A 17289-nucleotide genomic window follows, 5' to 3' on the forward strand; every position below is an offset into this window, starting at 1 on the left:
TAATCAGGGCACTGAGTATTTCGGTGAAGTTTCCTTCACGCTGCCATCGGAAGGGTGCGGCGTCAAGACCCTGAAGAAAGGCGAGGTCAGCGATACGGGCCGAGCTACAGACAGTCATGGGGGTGACGAGTATTGTTCAGTGCACCAATCAATTCGATCGTGGGGAGCGCACATGGTCGCGGTGGACCTCACCACCCACCCCGGGCACCTGGCCCGCCGACTGCAGCAGGCCCACTACCTGCTGTGGAACACGATGGTCTCGGAGGAGATCACCTCGCCCCAGTTCGCGGTCCTCAACGCGCTCGTCGCCGAGCCGGGCCTTGACCAGCGGACGGTGGGGGAGCGGGTCGGGCTCGACCGGTCGACCATCGCCGAGGTGATCAGCCGGCTCGGTCGCCGCGGCCTGCTCGACAAGGTGCGCGACCCGCAGGACGGCCGCCGATTCCTGCTGCGCCTCACCGACGACGGAGTGCGCACCCACCGCAAGCTGACGGTCCGCACGGCCCGGATGAACCAGGTCTTCCTCGCCCCGCTCTCCGCCGACGAGCAGTCCGTGTTCTTCGAGCTGATCCAGCGGGTCGCGGACGCGGCCGAGGGGCTCCGCAACCCGGCGGAACCCCTCGCGGCCCAGCGCTGAGCGGGCGTCGCGGCGCCGGCTAAGCCGTCAGGGCGCCTTCGCGAACAGCACCCACACCTGGCCCTCGGCGAAGTTCACCGGGTCCCCGCCGCTCGTCGTGAACGTCGTGCCGTCCGTCGCGCTCTCGCGTTCCCAGTGGACGTCGTACGCCTTCCCGCCGCGCAGCACCTTCGCCTTCCCGGAGCCCACGGTCTCGGTGTACGGGGTGTTGTTGCCGAGGAAGTCGTGGAAGTCGGACTTGCGGATCTTCACGTACTGCACGACGACCGTCGCCGGGGCGAGCCGCTTGCCGCCGGTCGTCACCGCCGGGGTGCCGTCCATGGCGACCAGATAGCGGTCGCGGCTCGACGACCAGGTGAAGGAGTAGCGGGCCGCCGGGTAGCGCACGGTCTCCGACGTGTCCTTGCGGCCGCCGTCGGGGGCGGCGCCGAAGGTGAAGCCGGTGGTCAGGGCGTCCGCGCCGGGCGCGCCGGGCAGCAGCCGGGACGGGTGCAGGTAGAGGTTGTGCGGGGCGGCCCTGTCGGTGCCGCGGAAGTAGGCGCCGGGGGTGTTCTCCGGTGTCTGCGGGTTCAGCGGCGCCTTGTCGATCAGCGGCATCAGCTTGCCCTGGGCGCCGGAGAAGGCCAGCGTCGGGTGATCGAACTGGCGCAGCAGCTCCAGGTCGGACTCCCGGGCGCTGCGCACCGGCCCGATCACCTTGGGGAGCCGGGTCGCGTAGACCGCCATCAGCCGGCTCAGACCGCCCTCGACCTGCTCGGCATAGATGATGTCGGCGGCGTCGGTGCCCGTGTGCGGCCGGGCGGCCCGCGCGTTGTCGATCTTCACGGCGAGGACGGGCGCGCCGGACGGCCCGCTCTGTGACGGTTCCTGGCTCGGGTCCGGGGTCTGGCCGCCCTCCTGGGTGTGGCCGGGGCCCCGCCCGTCGTCGTTCGCCGGGCCGGAGCCTTGGCGCGTGCCTGTGCAGCCCGCCGCCAGGGCGACCGTCAGCGCGGCGGCCAGGAGCGCCGCCGTAGTCCCGGCGCGCCCGGTGCGCGCCCTTCGTCCCATGCCCACCGTCGCCACCCAAGTCTCGTTTCCCTGATTGTGCGCTTATTTGTTCATTGCTGGCCATACCCGCTCGGATTTGATCGGTCGGGTGAATGTCTCTGGTGAACACCTCTGGGGGAGCGCATGGCTACGCCGAGCGGCCCAGAGCGCGGTTCGGCCCGGTGTGTCCGGGTACCCGGGGCGCCTCCGAAGGGGGAAGCAGGGGGGAAGGGAGCGTGCGGCGATGAAGGCAGTCACCTGGCAGGGCAAGCGGGACGTACGGGTGGAGACCGTGCCCGATCCGGGGATCCAGGAGCCCACGGATGCCGTCATCCGCATCACGTCGAGCGGACTGTGCGGCTCCGATCTGCATCTGTACGAGGTGCTCACCCCGTTCATGACACCGGGCGACATCCTCGGTCACGAGCCCATGGGCATCGTCGAGGAGGTCGGCGCCGGGGTGCCCGACCTCAAGGCGGGCGACCGGGTCGTCGTCCCCTTCCAGATCGCCTGCGGCAGTTGCTGGATGTGCGAGAACGCCCTGCCGACCCAGTGCGAGACCACCCAGGTCACCGGCGAGGGCATGGGCGCCGCGCTCTTCGGCTACACCCGGCTGTACGGGGCCGTACCCGGCGCCCAGGCCGAGTATCTGCGCGTCCCGCAGGCCCAGTTCGGCCCGATCAAGGTGCCCGAGGGCCCGCCCGACGACCGTTTCGTCTACCTCTCCGACGTCCTGCCCACCGCCTGGCAGGCCGTCGCCTACGCGGACGTCCCGGAGGGCGGCACCGTCGCCGTGCTCGGCCTCGGACCCATCGGCGACATGGCCTGCCGGGTGGCACAACTGCGGGGCGCCGGAACGGTGTTCGGGGTCGACCTGGTCACCGAGCGGCTGCACCGGGCCCGGGAGCGCGGCGTGGAGACCTTCGACCTGCGGGACTTCGACGGCGAGAAGGAACTCGTCGGCGCGATCCGCGACCGTACCGCCGGCCGTGGCCCCGACGCCGTGATCGACGCGGTCGGCACCGAGGCCCACGGCAGCGCCGCCGCCCGGCTCGCCCAGAACGCCACGGCCCTGCTGCCGCGGAAACTGAGCGCCCCGTTCGCGGAACGCTTCAGCGTCGACCGGCTCGCCGCCCTGTACACCGCCATCGACCTGGTCCGCCGCGGCGGCACCATCTCGCTCTCCGGCGTCTACGGCGGCATGGCCGACCCACTGCCGCTGCTCACCCTGTTCGACAAGCAGATCCAGCTCCGCATGGGCCAGGCCAACGTGCGCCGCTGGGTCGACGAGATCCTCCCGCACCTGAGCGACGACGACGTCCTCGGCGTCGAGGACTTCGCCACCCACCGTGTGCCGCTCGACGAGGCGCCGCACGCGTACGAGATGTTCCAGCGCAAGCAGGACGGCGCGGTGAAGGTGCTGATGAAGCCGTAGCCGCCATGTGTCAGTCGGGGGAGCCCAGGATCTCGGCCAGGTCGTAACGCACCGGCTCCTCCAGCTGCCCGTACGTGCAGCTTTCCGGCGTCCGGTCCGGGCGCCAGCGGCGGAAGCGGGCCGTGTGCCGGAACCGCGCCCCGTTCTCCATGTGGTCGTACGCCACCTCGACCACGCGTTCCGGCCGCAGCGGCACCCAGGACAGGTCCTTCTTGCCCGACCAGCGGCTGGGCGCCCCGGGCAGCCGTGCCGTCTCGTGCGCCGCCTCGTTCGACCAGGCCGCCCAGGGATGCCCGGTGACGTCGTCCATGCGCAGCGGCTCCAGTTCCTCGACCAGCTCCGCGCGCCGCTTCATGGTGAAGGCGGCCGACACGCCCACATGCTGGAGGGTTCCCCGGTCGTCGTACAGCCCCAGGAGCAGGGACCCGACGACGGGGCCGCTCTTGTGGAGGCGGTAGCCCGCGACGACCACGTCCGCCGTCCGCTCGTGCTTGATCTTGAACATGGCGCGCTCGTCCTGGAGGTAGTGCAGGCCGAGCGGCTTGGCGATGACGCCGTCGAGACCGGCCCCCTCGTACTGCTCGAACCAGTTCTGGGCGACGTCGATGTCGGTCGTCGCGGGCGCGAGATGGACCGGCGGGGTGACATCGGACAGGGCCGCGGCCAGCAGGGCCCGCCGGTCGGTCAGCGGGACGTCGAGGACCGACTCGTCGGCCAGGGCCAGCAGGTCGAAGGCGACGAACGACGCCGGGGTGCGCTCGGCGAGCGTCCGCACCCGGGAGTCCGCCGGGTGGATGCGCTCGGTGAGCGCGTCGAAGTCGAGCCGCCCGTCCCGGGCGATGACGATCTCGCCGTCCAGCACACAACGCTCCGGCAACCGTTCCATGAGGGCGGTCACCAGCTCGGGAAAGTACCTGGTCAGCGGCTTGCCGGTCCGGCTGCCGAGCTCGACCTCGGTACGGTCGCGGAACACGATCGCCCGGAACCCGTCCCACTTCGCCTCGTACTGCATGCCCGGCGGGATCTTCGCGACCGACTTGGCGAGCATGGGCTTCACGGGAGGCATGACCGGCAGATCCATGGTTCCGATTCTGCTGGCCGCCGATGGATTTCGCCCGGTATGCGCGGTCTGTCCCGCTGGCCTACCGTGGCTCGCATGGGTGACGCGGTGGAGCTTGAGGTGGCCGGGCGGACCGTACGGCTGTCCAGCCCGGACAAGATCTTCTTCCCGGAGCGCGGTTTCACCAAGCTGGATCTGGCCCGGTACTACATCTCCGTCGCACCGGGCATCCTGCGCGCCCTGCGGAACCGCCCGACCACGCTGGAGCGCTATCCCGACGGTGTGACGGGCGAGAACTTCTTCCAGAAGCGGGCGCCGAAGAACATGCCCGACTGGATCCCGACCGCCCACATCACCTTCCCGAGCGGTCGCAGCGCGGACGAGATGTGCCCCACCGAGGAGGCGGCGGTCCTGTGGGCCGCCCAGTTCGGCACGCTCACCTTCCATCCGTGGCCGGTACGGCGCGACGACGTCGACCGCCCCGACGAGCTCCGCATCGACCTCGATCCGCAGCCCGGCACCGACTACGACGACGCCGTCCGTGCCGCCGGTGAACTCCGGGACGTGCTGGAGGAGTTCGGCGGACTGCGCGGCTGGCCCAAGACGTCCGGCGGACGCGGACTGCATGTCTTCGTGCCCATCGAGCCCCGCTGGACCTTCACCCAGGTGCGGCGGGCCGCGATCGCGGTCGGACGGGAGATGGAACGGCGGATGCCGGACCATGTGACGATCAAGTGGTGGAAGGAGGAGCGCGGCGAGCGCATCTTCATCGACTACAACCAGACGGCCAGGGACCGCACGATCGCCTCCGCCTACTCGGTACGACCCCGCCCGCACGCTCCCGTCTCCGCACCTCTGCGCTGGGACGAGGTGGGCGTGGCGCATCCGCAGGACTTCGATCTCGCGACCATGCCCGCGCGCTTCGCCGAACTCGGCGATGTGCACGCGGACATGGACGAGCACGCGTTCTCGCTGGAGCCCCTGCTGGAACTGGCCCGCCGCGACGAGCACGACCACGGGCTCGGTGATCTGCCGTACCCGCCCGAGTATCCGAAGATGCCGGGGGAGCCCAAGCGGGTACAGCCGAGCAGGGCCCGCAAGGATGGGACTACAACTCCTTGATCCGCACATCCCGGTAGGAGATGACGTCCGTCGTGCCGTGCACCTGGAGTCCGACGTAGCCGGAGACGAACCGCCTGCCGTCCGTGCCCGGGTCGTCCGAGCGGGGCGGGACGAATTCCTGGCCGCCGGTGTTGTCGAACTCGTTGATGAGCACGCCGTTGCGGTAGACCGAGTAGTGCTGGTCGACCACCCGGATCTCGTAGTCGTTCCAGGTGCCCTTCTGGGTCACACCCGCGCCGGCCAGGCCCACGCGGTCGAAGCCGTAGATCGAGCCGGTCTTGTACATGTCGCCGTCGGGCCGGTCCAGGACCTGCACCTCATGCCCGTACTTGATGGCGACCCATTCCGGGCGGGACTCCTCGGGGTGGTCGTGGACCCACGGGAAGCGCACGAACACACCCGCGTTGGCGTTCCCGGTGCCCGGGGCGTCGTCGCGCCACTGGAGGCGGAGCGAGAAGTCGCCGTACTTGCGTTCGGGGAACCACAGCATGCCGAGCCCGCCCTTGGTGGTCCCGGAGGTGATGGACCCGTCGGCGTTGAGACCGAACGAACCGCCCCCCACCTGCTGCCACTTGGCGAACGACTCGGCGGTGCCGTCGAGGATCTTCCGGTAGCCCTCGGTCTGCCCCGGCCTGCCGATGCCGGACTGGCGGGCGGCCTTCTGGACGGCGTTGTACTCGCGCTGGTCGACGACGCCTTCCTTGAGGAGCTTGTCCAGGACCGTCTTCACGTGCTTCAGGAACAGCGCGTGAGACGTCCACTCCCTCTCGTCCTCGATCAACTCGTTGATCCGGCACCGGTTGTTGGTCAGCCGGTTCGGCACACCCGAGTCCACCTCGCCGACGATCACCGTCAACCGCTCGTCGAACTCCGCGCAGTTGGGTGCGGGCACCTGGCTCGACACCACGGTGAAGGTCACCGTACGGGCCGTCGCGGTGTTGCCCGCCTTGTCGGTGGCCCGGTAGGCGAGGGTGTGGGTGCCCGCGCGGTCGACGACCACGGGGCTGGTGTACGCGAGGTACGGGCCGCCGTCGATCGAGTACTCGACCCGGTCGACCCCCGAACCGCCCTCGTCCGTCGCGCTCACGATGACCCTGGCGTTGCCGACGTAGGCCCCGGCCGAGTTCTTCGTGCCCTCGACACTCACACCCGTCACGGGCGCTGTGGTGTCCGGCGAGGGTGTCGCGACGACCGTGAACTGGACGCTCTTCTCGGCGGCGACGTTGCCTGCCTTGTCGGTCGCCCGGTAGCGGACGGTGTGGGAGCCGAGCTGGTGCACCATCACGGGGCCGCTGTACGGCTGCCAGGCCCCGCTGTCGACCGCGTACTCGATGCCGCTGACCCCGGAACCCGTGTCGGAGGCCGACACGGTCACCGTCGCCATGTCGAAGTACGCCCCGCCGGCGTCCTGCTCACCGGTCACCGTCGCCGAGGTGTCCGGCGGGGTGGTGTCGTCCGAGGCCGGTGGTACCACCGTGAACGTGACGCTCTTCTCCGCGGCGACGTTCCCCGCCTTGTCCAGCGCCCGGTAGCGGATCGTGTGACGGCCCACCTGGTCGACGACGACCGGGGTGGTGTACGGCAGCCAGTCACCCGTGTCGCCGACCGCGTACTGGACGCTGTCGACCCCGGATCCCCCGGCCTCGTCCGTGGCGCTGATGGCGACACTCGCCGAACCGACGTACTCACCCTGCGCGTTCTGTGTCCCCGTGACCTGCGCTGCCGTCGCGGGCGGCGTGGTGTCGGTGCCGCCGCCCTCGGTCACCACGAGGATGCCCTGCATCTGGCCGTGGCCCGGGATCGTGCAGTGGTAGAAGTAGCGGCCCGGGGTGAGCGTGACCTCGGCGGTGTGCCGGCCCCCCATGTCGTCGTTCGGGTTGGCCAGGATGTTGAGTGTGACGTCGCTGTTGAACTCGGGATCGCTGGTCACGAAGGTCAACGTGTGCGGCATGCCGGTGGTGTTGCCGGTGGCCGCGCTGTTCTCGAAGACGATCGTCGCCTGCCCGGCCACCGCGGTCGTCGGCGCCGACGTGTACCGGGTGATGTCGTCGCCTGCGGTCCAGGTGAGGGTCTGGGCGGCCGCCGTCTCCTCGGGCCGGGCGGTGCTCGGTACGGCCTGGAGACCGAGCAGCAGCAGCACCGCGGCCAACAGGGCGGTGAGGACTCTTCGTTGCCGTGTCACCGCGTCGCCCCCCTCGCCAGCCGGTCAGCGGCCGGTGTCGGACCGCCGCCCGTGTAAGTGACCCGCCACAGCGCCGACTTGGCGTCCGAGGTGAAGAAGCCCCGGCCGTAGTCGAGGACGTACAGCGAGCCGTCCGGACCGAACTTCCAGTCCATGAGGTTCTTGATGCCGTCGTTGCCGATCGGGATGATCTTCTTCAACGACTCGGAGTGCACGGGGAGTCCGCCTTCACCATGGTTCTTCGGGTCGGTGATGACGGCGTTGCGCGGCTGGTCGGCGTCGTAGAAGTCGCCGACGAACCACTTGCCGTCCCAGTACGCGGGCCACTTCACCGCGCTCGCGCTCTGGGCGTCGTAGCGGTAGACCGGCCCGTTCATCGCGGCCTGGCCGCCGCCCTTCAGCCACGGCAGCAGATACGTGGACTCCTCCTGCTTGTACGACGGGACGCCGTTCGCGTCGCGCGGGAAGTCCGGGGCGCCGCCCTGGGGCGAGTACCAGATGTTGTTGCCGGTGACCGGCGGGAGGTTGACGAGGCCGTCGTTGTTCGGGGACTCGTTCTTCGGGTGGTCGCAGTCGTACCAGCCGAGCGGTTTCGTCGGGTCGGGGAGGTTACGGTCGCGGTAGGGCTGCTTGTTGCCCATGCAGTACGGCCAACCCCGGTTGCTCGCCTTGGTGATGACGGCGAACGTGTCGTACTTCGCCGGACCCCAGGTCGTCGAGGGCGCCGAGGCGTCCGGGCCGACCCACCCCGCGTAGAGGATGTCGGTCTTCTGGTCGACGAAGATGCGGGCGGGGTTCCTGACCCCCATCACATAGATCTCACCGCGGGTCTTGCCGCCGCCCTCGTCGGTCTCCTGGCCCGTGAAGAGGTTCCCCTGCGGAAGGGTGTAGGTCCCGTCCGCCTCCGGGTGGATGCGCAGGATCTTGCCGTTGAGGTTGTGAGTGTTGCCGGCGGTGCGGCGCGCGTCGGCGAAGGAGACGCCCTTGTAGTTCGGCTCCGGGTTGTTGCCCGAGTAGCCGTCGCTGAACCGGCTGGAGTTGTTGTCGCCGGTCGCGATGTACAGGTTGCCCTTGGAGTCCCAGGTCATCCCGCCGCCCGCGTGGCAGCAACTGTGGATCTGTACCGGCCACTTGAGCAGCACCTTCTCGCTGCCCAGGTCCAGCTTGTTCGTGGCGAGGTCGAGGGTGAAGCGGGAGACGCGCCGCTCGGCCGTCCGGCTGTCGCGGTTGATCCGCGAGTGCGGGGTGTAGTGCAGATACACCCACCCGTTCTCCTCGAACCGCGGGTCGAGCTCGATGCCGAGGAGCCCTTCCTCGACCTTCACCAGTTCGTCGCCGCCGCCCTTGTTGCCGAAGACGGTCAGGGCGCCCGCGAGGGTCACCTTCTTGGTCTTCGGGTCGTAGACGTGGATCTCGCCCTGGCCCTTGCCGACGTCGGGGTTGTTCCAGTCGGTGACCACCGGCTGGGAGGAGTCGGCGCCGCCCCGCCCGATGTAGAGCACCCGGCCGTCGGGGGCGGTGACCAGGCCGTGCGGTTCGCCGATCTGGTCGTTCCGCCCCGGCTGGTTGGGCTGGGTGAGGCGCTCGGCCTTGTAGTTGCCGGTGATGGTGGCCTTGCAGTCGGCCTGCGCGATCCGGGTGGTCCACATCAGTGCGCCCCGCAGATGCGCACGGAAGTCGGTCTCGTCGTACGACGACACCGTGCCGCCCATGCCGGTGTAGAAGGAGCGCCCGCCGTCGTAGTCACGGCACCAACTGACCGGATGGTCCCAGCCGTTCTTCCCGTCCCCCGGCTGATACGTCGACTCACGCACCCGGGCCACGGTGTGCACGGAACCCGACGGGTTCTTGGCCCAGTTGAACCACTGGTCCGGCCGCTTCCACTGCACGGGCAGATCCTTGGTCGCCGGATGCTGCCGATCACCCACCTCGACAACAGCTCGCTGCACGGCGGTTGGACCGGAGGCGGCGGGCCGGGCGCCGACGAGCCCCGTGAACCAGTCCGAGTACGGCTCGGCGCGTGCGGCGTCATGGATGCCGACGAACCCGCCGCCGGCCTCCATGTAGGCCTCAAGTCCCGCCTCCTGCTCGGGATCGAGGATGTCGCCACCCCCGGTGAGGAAGACGATGGCGTTGTACCGGCCGAGCTTCGCCTCATCGGTGAACACCGAGGCGTCGTCCGTGGCCACGGTCCTGAACCGCTGATCGGCCGGCCCGGACAAGCCGATCTTCTCGATGGCCTCGATCCCGGCGTTCACGACCGGCGACTCCTCGCCGGCCGCGGCGGTTCCGTAGAAGACCAGCACCCGTACATTCGCGCCGCCCGGCGGCGACTTGATGGACATCGTTGTCAGCGTCGGTTCCGGCGCCGGGCGCGCGGTGGCGACGGGGCCGGACATCAGCCCGGCCACGACGACCCCGGCGGTCACGCCCGCCACACCGATCCGTCTTCTCGTGCTCAACCCTCGTAAGTGCATGGGCACCTCCTCGGTCACAGCGACAGCGCCAAGGAAGCTAGACGTCTTTGCGCAACTCGCCAATACCTATGACCGAGTTGGGGCCAACTTTGTCCTGAGTGTGGATAAACAGCGGAACGGCCGGTACCGTCTCACAGGTTCATCACAGGTGCGTCTCCGCAAATTCCGTCCCAGGGTGGGGAGTTCCGCATGTTCCGCATGGACAGGCGCGGGTTCAATCGACGAGTGCTGCTGGGCGGCGCGGCCGTCGTGGGCGCCGGAACCGTCGCGACATCGTTGTCCGTCGCACCGGAGGCCGCGAGCGCCGACACCCCGGCGAAGACGGCCCCGGCGGGCGGCGAGGTGCGGCACATCAAGCTGTACGCCGAGAAGCTCGCCGACGGACAGATGGGCTACGGCTTCGAGAAGGGCAGGGCGACGATCCCGGGCCCGCTGATCGAGCTGAACGAGGGCGACACGCTGCACATCGAGTTCGAGAACACGATGGACGTGCGGGCGAGCCTCCATGTCCACGGCCTGGACTACGAGATCTCCAGCGACGGCACCAGGTTGAACAAGAGCGACGTCGAACCGGGCGGCACCCGCACCTACACCTGGCGCACCCACGCCCCCGGCCGCCGCAAGGACGGCACCTGGCGGTCGGGCAGCGCGGGTTACTGGCACTACCACGACCACGTGGTGGGCACGGAGCACGGCACGGGCGGCATCCGCAAGGGCCTGTACGGCCCGGTGATCGTCCGCCGCAAGGGCGACATCCTCCCGGACGCGACGCACACGATCGTCTTCAACGACATGCTCATCAACAACAAGCCCGCCCACTCCGGCCCCGACTTCGAGGCCACGGTGGGCGACCGGGTCGAGTTCGTGATGATCACGCACGGTGAGTACTACCACACCTTCCATATGCACGGTCACCGCTGGGCCGACAACCGCACCGGCATGCTCGCCGGTCCCGACGACCCGAGCCAGGTCATCGACAACAAGATCGTGGGCCCTGCGGACTCCTTCGGCTTCCAGGTGATCGCGGGGGAGGGGGTGGGGGCGGGCGCGTGGATGTACCACTGCCATGTCCAGAGCCACTCGGACATGGGGATGGTGGGGTTGTTCCTGGTGAAGAAGACGGACGGGACGATTCCCGGGTACGAGCCCCATGAACACGAGGCCGAGCATGAGCACTGACCGACTGACTGGCGGATCATGGGCGGGTGACTCTTCTCCTCACCCGCGGTGACATCGAGGGCGTACTGGACCCGGCGGCCTGTCTCGACGCTTTGAGGGAGGGCTTCCGTACGGCGGCTGAGGCGATGCCGGCCGGGCAGCGGATACGCACGGACCTGCCGTTCCCGGGAACGGCCACGGCCCTCGTCCCCGGGCTGCTGCCGGGCATCGAGGCGTACACGGTGAAGGTGAACGCCAAGTTCCCGGGCGCGCGGCCCGCGTTGCGGGGCGTGATCTGTCTCCACAGCGGCCGGGACGGCGAGTTGCTGGCGCTGATCGACTCGGCGACGGTGACGGCGTGGCGGACGGGGTTGGCGGCGGCACTGGGAACGCAGGTGCTGGCCGGTGCGGTTGATGCTCTCGGAGTGGTCGGGGCGGGCGCACAGGCCGAGTTGACGGTACAGGGACTGAAGGCGCTCCGGTCCCCCCTTGACGTGGTGGTCCACGACACGGACGGCGAACGGGCCGCCGAGTTCGCGGCGCGACATGGTGGACGCGTGGTGGGCTCGGCGGCGGAGGTGGCCGCGGCGACCGACACCGTCCTGCTGGCGACCTGGTCCCGCGAGCCGCTGCTGCACCTCGCGGACACGCGTCCCGGCCAGCATCTCACCAGCCTCGGCGCGGACGAGCCGGGCAAGCGGGAGCTGGGCGCGGATCTGCTCGAGGCTGCCTCGGTGATCGTGGACGACCGCGACCTCGCCGGCACGATGGGAGTGCTGGCGGAGGCGGGCCTGACGGCGGACGCCACCCTCGGGGAGGTACTGCGAGGCGACCACCCGGGCAGGGCCGACGCCACTGACCGCACCGTCTACGCCCCGGTGGGACTCCCCTGGCAGGACCTGGCGCTCGCGTGGGCGGCGTACGGGGAGGCTCGACGGAGGAGGGTGGGGCGAGAGGTGGATCTGCTGGCTTGAGGTCAGCTGATGTCGAGCACGGCGTAGGGGGCGCCCGGGCATCAGTGGCCGTGGCCGCATCCCGCACCGCGATCCGCTTGCCGCCCCGGCGCCGCCGCAACCCTGTTCCCGCTTCCCGAGAGCGCTCTCACCTCCCGCGTCGACCAGGGCTATCCTGGGCCGCAACCACGAGGAGGGCCCGAAGTGAGCGAGACAGTGCCGCGTCCCACGCTGGAGGCCGTGGCCGCGCGGGCCGGGGTCTCGCGGGCCACCGTGTCGCGGGTGGTGAACGGTGGTGACGGGGTCAGGGAGCCGCTCGTCGAGCGGGTGCGGCGGGCCGTGGAGGAGCTGGGGTACGTTCCGAACCAGGCGGCGCGCAGCCTGGTCACGCGACGCCATGACGCCATCGCCGTCGTCGTCGCCGAACCGGAGACCCGGGTCTTCTCCGACCCCTTCTTCGCTCTGCAACTCCGGGGCATCAGCAAGGAGTTGACGGCTCACGACAACCAGCTCGTGCTGCTGCTCACCGAGGGGCGGGACGATCACGCCCGGGTCGGTCGCTATCTCGCCGGGGGGCATGTCGACGGGGCGCTCGTCTTCTCCCTCCACCTCGACGACCCGCTGCCCGGTCTGATCCAACGGGCCGGAATCCCGACCGTGTTCGGCGGCCGGCCCGGCTGGAGCGACGGCACGGGGGACGACGTGGTGTACGTCGACAGCGACAACCGGGGCGGCGCCCGGGACGCCGTACGGCATCTCGTCGGCCTCGGCCGCAGCCGTGTCGCCCACATCACCGGCGCCCTCGACCAGACGTCTGCGGTGGACCGGCTGGAGGGCTTCCGCGATGTCATGGGGGACGTCGACGCGCGGCTCGTCGCGGAGGGTGACTTCACGCCGGGCGGCGGGGAGCGGGCGATGCGCGAGCTCCTCGACCGCTGCCCGGACATCGACGCGGTGTTCGCCGCCAACGACCTCACCGCGTCCGGCGCCCTGCGCGTACTGCGCGAGCACGGCCGCCGCGTCCCCGACGACGTCGCCGTCATCGGCTTCGACGACATGCTGCCGATCGCCGAACAGACCGACCCACCCCTCACGACGATCCGCCAGGACATCGAGGAGATGGGCCGGCTGATGGCCCGCCTGCTGCTCAAGGGCGGCGGGGACGCGGCCTCCGGAGTGGTGCTGCCTACGACGCTGGTGCGCAGGGCGTCCGCGTAGCCGGCGGGCGTCCGCACAGCCGGCCCGCGGAGGTGGAGCGGCGTTCTCCGCCTCCCCGTGGCCCTGCCCGCCTCACCCCTGCGCGGGCGCACTCCTGATCACCGCGAAGCGGGCCCCGTACGGGTCGGCGAGGCGGGCGACCCGGCCCACGCCCGGGATGTCGGTGGGCGGCATCCTGACCAGGCCGCCCCGCTCCTGCGCCTCGGCGACCACCGCGTCCACATCCGTGGCCTCGAAGTACGGCAGCCAGTGGGGCCCGCCCTCCGCCTCCGTGGGCGCGTCGGCGAGGGGGATGATGCCGCCGAACATGGCGTTCTCGGACTCGCCGCGTGGGTTGATCGTCGTGTAGGTGCCGCCCGGGAAGTCGACGCCGTAGGTCTCCAGGCCGAGGACGGCGTTGTAGAACCACGCGGCCATCGGCTGGTCCGCCGTGTAGAGCTCGATCCAGCACAGGGAGCCCGGCTCCTGCGTGACGTCGAGACCCTTGAGGCGGCCGGGCTGCCAGATACCGAAGGGCACGCCGGCCTTGTCGGCGAGGATCGCCGTACGGCCCTGGTCCATCACGTCCAGGGGCTGCATCAGCACCTTGCCGTGCGCCTGCTCGGCGGCCTTCGCGGTGGCGTCCGCGTCCGGGGTCTGGAAGTACACCGTCCAGGACGGCGGGCCGTCCTCCGCGGTGCTCTGCATGCCGCCCGCGACGGTCCGCCCGTCCAGCTGGAAGAAGCCGTAGCCGCCGGACTCGGGCGGCCCGGGCTCGAAGCGCCAGCCGAAGAGGGCGTTGTAGAAGGTGGAGGCGCCTTCGATGTCGGGGGTGCCGAGATCGAGCCAGTTCGGTGCGCCGGTGACATAACGGGTGGTGAGCATCCTTGCCCTCCTCCGAGGGGTCAGTTCACTGCACTGCCGAGTCTCGCACCGCCCACCGACAATCGCCCCGCAACGCCGCGCGCCGCCGTGCGTCAGGGCGCACGGCGGAGCAGTATCGGGGCGGCCGGAGGCCTCGGAGCGCGGCGTTGATCCGGCGTTGATCGAACGTTTTTCGCCGCCCGGCACGATCCTGCACATGCTCATCGAAACGATCACGCCACCCGGCCTGGACTGGCAGGAAGAGGCGCTCTGCGCACAGACCGGCGGGGACTTCTTCTTCCCCGAGCCGGGCAGCTCCGTGCGAGAGGCGAAGCGGATCTGCGGTCTGTGCCCGATCCGCTCCGCCTGTCTGGAGTTCGCCCTCGACAACGACGAGCGCTTCGGCGTGTGGGGCGGCCTGTCGGAGAAGGAACGGCTGGAGATCAGGCGTACGTCACACTGAACCGCACCGTCCCCGCCGGCACCCGTACATCCTGGCCCGTCCGGTCGAGCTCGTGCCCGTCGGCCTGCGCCGACCGCACCTCGCCGAACCGGCACGGATAGACGAACCGCACCCCCTCGGGCGCCTGCGTGATCTCCACGGTCACCCTCCGCTCCACCGGGTCGTGCGAGAGCCGGTACCCGAAGGGCACCCCGAAGAGCGTGGGCGCGGCGTCCACGGTGACCGGTTCACCCCCGGGCACCCAGTGCGGCCGTACCCCCGCAGCGATGTACAGGTGCGGGTCGCGGTCCTCGTCGGCCTCGAAGAAGAGGATGTCGCGGATCAACAGCAGATACTCGGCGGCCGCCCAGCCGTGCGGCATGTCCCCCATGTACCACCGCCCGTACGGCACTTCGCGGAAGTCGGACGCGATCGGGAACGCGTGCTGCTCGTTCCACGCCCCCAGTGCCACCGCGCGCTCCGCGACGCTCGGGAACCCCGCCGCGACCGTCCAGCCGAGCAGTGCGTCCATGCGCGCCGGGTCCCCGGCGAGCAGACAGGCGTGCGCCAACTGCAGGGTCAGGTAGGGCCCGTAGGCCTGCCAGGCGGCCTCGTGCCGGAAGCCGCCGGTGACGAAGTGCGCGTACATGGTGTCGAGGGTGTGGCGGGCGGCCCGGTCGATGTCGTCGCCCAGCTTGCTGCCCATGTGCAGACGCAGCGGGTGGAAGTACGCCGCCGCCCCGATCATCGTCGAGTCGAGCCGTCCGACGTCGCCGGGGCCGGTCGGGATGTACGTCTCCCAGGCGCCGCGCGCCCGCTGCTCGCCCAGCACCCAGCGGATCGAGTCACCCGTGGCCTGCTTCAAGTCGTCGAACGCGGACCAGAGTTCGCCCACCTCCGGCGCACCGATCCGTTCGGCCAGGCGTGCGGCCTCGTAGAGCCCGGCCAGTGCCCAGAAGTCGTCCCAGTAGTGCGGCTTGTCGCGCTCGCCGAGGTGTTCGGCGCTCCAGCCGCTGTGCAGCAGGCCGTACCGGTCGCGGTTGTCGCGCAGCCAGCGGGCCGCGTCGCGGACGTAGGGGACGTACAACTTCGTTCCGAAGGCTGCCTGTTGACCACTCGTGCGGTCGAAGCGGCCGATCGCCCACAGGGCCTGGCCGTTGCTGTCCCACTCGCGGTCGTCCTTCTCGTGCGGGCCGCCGTAGAAACCGTACTCGGCGCACGGACCGATCCGGCCCGTCCCGAGACTGAACTTCAGCGGGTAGTGCGTACCCAACTGCCGTTCGACCAGGGCCGAGTCGCCGACGAGTGAACACGCTGTCGCCTCGACGGAGGAGTCCCGGATCCAGAAGGAGTCGTAGACCGTGGGGCCCGGATGGATCTCGCCGTGGTCGGACAGGACGAGGAGCTGGGTGCGGGACTGGCGGAACAGGTCGGTGAGATGGGCCACCGGGCGCGGCAGACCCGGCTGCACCCCCTGCCCGAGGATCTTCGCCGTCCAGAAGTCCCGGTTGGCGGCCTCCAGTTCGGCGGCCGGCGTGGCGCGGAGCCCGGCGAGGTCCGCCGCGCCGCTGAACAGGTCGACCGGCAGGCGTACGTCGATCTCGAAGACCTCGTCCTCCGTCACCCGGAACGGCCATGCGAACACCGCGCTGCACATCCCCGCGACCTGGTCCTGCGCCTCCAGGGCGCCGTTCAGCTTGCCGCCGACGACCAGGTCGTGGAACGGGCTGTGGGTGAGGTAGGTGTCCGGGTCGAAGGAGAAGTCCGTGTTGCCGTAGACGCCGTACTGCTCGGGCGCGGTGTCGAAGACCGGGCCCCAGCCCGAGTTGGTCTCCACCCGCTGCTCGTCCGGCAGATGGCGCAGGAACGTCAGGCGCCGGTCGGTGATCTGGCGGCCGTCGCGGTCGTGCCGCTGGAAGCCGCTCGGACCGGCGGGCAGTACGGCCGCGCACAGCAGCCCCTCGCGCGGCTGCCCGGTGGGACTGCCCACGGTCACCCGCGTGACCACCAGGTCCCGTTGGCTCACGCCGACCGGCGTGGCGAAGGTGCGCTGCACGAACTCGACGTCCTCCGGTGTGCGGAACGTCGTCAGGACCACCGGCAGATGCGGAGCCTCCATCCGCTGCTCCACCCGTCCCGCGTCCGGGAGTTGGGGCAGCCGCAGGGTGCCCGTCGCCGGATCGTGGAGGAAGAAGCAGAGGCTGTACTTGTCGTAGACGGGCTCGATCTCGCCCGCCTGGCCGATCAGGGACTCCTGGCGATGGTCCTTGACGCCGACCATGTGCCAGTAGCGGTACAGGGCGTTGGAGGCGAAGGCCGCCTCCTTGGAGTCGTACGTGCCGGAGTCGAAGTCGTCGCTCCAGCGGCGGAAGGCCTGCTGCGCCCACCAGGGCACGGGATACGGGACCCGGTCCCGACCCGCCCAGCCGCGCCACATGACCTCGTAGAACATCCACTCATGGGTCTGGGCCATGGTGTGTCACCCCCTGCGGGCACCGTTGCACCGCGGAGGCGTCCCGTAAATCCGTGCGACCGGCCGTTCGGGGTGCGGTTAGGATCCGGGGGCGCGTCCGGACGTAGCGCAGAGGCAGGCGCACCGCCTTGCTCAGGCGATCACACCGGTTCGAATCCGGTCGTCCGGACCCGCGCGGAGGTCCCGTAGAGCAGAGGCAGACTCGCCGCCTTGTCAGGGCGGATACGCCGGTTCGAATCCGGTCGGGACCGCGGTACGGCGGA

At 70.2% G+C, this 17289-nt stretch carries 13 protein-coding genes and 2 tRNA genes; 9 read left to right on the forward strand and 6 right to left on the reverse strand.

Annotated elements, in window-relative coordinates; genetic code table 11:
• Positions 1-172: 172 nt before the first annotated feature.
• Positions 173-637, forward strand: a complete 465-nt coding sequence (locus ACIHIX_RS37990) for a MarR family winged helix-turn-helix transcriptional regulator (RefSeq protein ID WP_399964519.1) — start codon at positions 173-175, stop codon at positions 635-637.
• Between the two features lie 27 nt (positions 638-664).
• Here the strand turns inward: ACIHIX_RS37990 and ACIHIX_RS37995 are convergent, their stop codons facing one another.
• Complete coding sequence (locus ACIHIX_RS37995; RefSeq protein WP_399964521.1) at positions 665-1684, reverse strand: DUF3048 domain-containing protein; 1020 nt, start codon at positions 1682-1684, stop codon at positions 665-667.
• Positions 1685-1907: 223 nt separating this feature from the next.
• Here ACIHIX_RS37995 and ACIHIX_RS38000 point away from each other — a divergent pair, with 223 nt between their 5' ends.
• Positions 1908-3098, forward strand: a complete 1191-nt coding sequence (locus ACIHIX_RS38000; protein ID WP_399964523.1) for a zinc-dependent alcohol dehydrogenase — start codon at positions 1908-1910, stop codon at positions 3096-3098.
• A gap of 10 nt (positions 3099-3108) precedes the next feature.
• On the opposite strand, the gene ACIHIX_RS38005 is transcribed toward ACIHIX_RS38000, so the two are convergent.
• A complete protein-coding gene (locus ACIHIX_RS38005; protein ID WP_399964525.1) occupies positions 3109-4179 on the reverse strand; it encodes an ATP-dependent DNA ligase in 1071 nt (356 codons plus the stop codon).
• A gap of 75 nt (positions 4180-4254) precedes the next feature.
• Here ACIHIX_RS38005 and ligD point away from each other — a divergent pair, with 75 nt between their 5' ends.
• On the forward strand, positions 4255-5280 hold the full coding sequence (ligD, locus tag ACIHIX_RS38010; RefSeq protein ID WP_399964527.1) for a non-homologous end-joining DNA ligase: 1026 nt from the start codon (positions 4255-4257) through the stop codon (positions 5278-5280).
• Here the strand turns inward: ligD and ACIHIX_RS38015 are convergent.
• Positions 5267-7462, reverse strand: a complete 2196-nt coding sequence (locus ACIHIX_RS38015; protein WP_399964529.1) for an OmpL47-type beta-barrel domain-containing protein — start codon at positions 7460-7462, stop codon at positions 5267-5269. The genes ligD and ACIHIX_RS38015 overlap by 14 nt on opposite strands.
• Entirely contained in the window at positions 7459-9939 is a 2481-nt protein-coding gene (locus tag ACIHIX_RS38020; protein WP_399964531.1) for a ThuA domain-containing protein, read from the reverse strand. Before ACIHIX_RS38020 ends, ACIHIX_RS38015 begins: the two co-directional genes overlap by 4 nt.
• Positions 9940-10137: 198 nt before the next feature.
• Between ACIHIX_RS38020 and ACIHIX_RS38025 the strand changes: the two genes are divergently transcribed.
• From ACIHIX_RS38025 to ACIHIX_RS38035, 3 genes are all read left to right on the forward strand, one after another.
• Positions 10138-11118 (forward strand): multicopper oxidase domain-containing protein, encoded by a 981-nt coding sequence (locus tag ACIHIX_RS38025; protein WP_399964624.1) that lies wholly within the window; start codon positions 10138-10140, stop codon positions 11116-11118.
• A gap of 26 nt (positions 11119-11144) precedes the next feature.
• Entirely contained in the window at positions 11145-12071 is a 927-nt protein-coding gene (locus ACIHIX_RS38030) for an ornithine cyclodeaminase family protein (RefSeq protein ID WP_399964533.1), read from the forward strand.
• Between the two features lie 183 nt (positions 12072-12254).
• Positions 12255-13268, forward strand: coding sequence for a LacI family DNA-binding transcriptional regulator (locus ACIHIX_RS38035; RefSeq protein ID WP_399964535.1), 1014 nt, complete (start codon positions 12255-12257; stop codon positions 13266-13268).
• 72 nt (positions 13269-13340) lie between these two features.
• Here the strand turns inward: ACIHIX_RS38035 and ACIHIX_RS38040 are convergent, their stop codons facing one another.
• Positions 13341-14132 (reverse strand): VOC family protein, encoded by a 792-nt coding sequence (locus tag ACIHIX_RS38040; RefSeq protein ID WP_399964537.1) that lies wholly within the window; start codon positions 14130-14132, stop codon positions 13341-13343.
• Positions 14133-14328: 196 nt separating this feature from the next.
• Between ACIHIX_RS38040 and ACIHIX_RS38045 the strand changes: the two genes are divergently transcribed.
• On the forward strand, positions 14329-14574 hold the full coding sequence (locus ACIHIX_RS38045; RefSeq protein WP_399964539.1) for a WhiB family transcriptional regulator: 246 nt from the start codon (positions 14329-14331) through the stop codon (positions 14572-14574).
• On the opposite strand, the gene ACIHIX_RS38050 is transcribed toward ACIHIX_RS38045, so the two are convergent.
• A complete protein-coding gene (locus ACIHIX_RS38050; protein WP_399964541.1) occupies positions 14555-17026 on the reverse strand; it encodes a hypothetical protein in 2472 nt (823 codons plus the stop codon). The two genes, ACIHIX_RS38045 and ACIHIX_RS38050, sit on opposite strands and share 20 nt — an antisense overlap.
• Before the next feature lie 97 nt (positions 17027-17123).
• Here ACIHIX_RS38050 and ACIHIX_RS38055 point away from each other — a divergent pair.
• Together ACIHIX_RS38055 and ACIHIX_RS38060 are read left to right on the forward strand one after the other, a co-directional pair.
• Positions 17124-17195: transfer RNA gene (locus tag ACIHIX_RS38055), tRNA-Ser, on the forward strand.
• A gap of 10 nt (positions 17196-17205) precedes the next feature.
• Positions 17206-17277, forward strand: a tRNA-Asp gene (locus ACIHIX_RS38060).
• The last annotated feature ends 12 nt before the right edge of the window (positions 17278-17289 follow it).

Source organism: Streptomyces sp. NPDC051913 (assembly GCF_044593635.1).
Taxonomy (GTDB): domain Bacteria; phylum Actinomycetota; class Actinomycetes; order Streptomycetales; family Streptomycetaceae; genus Streptomyces.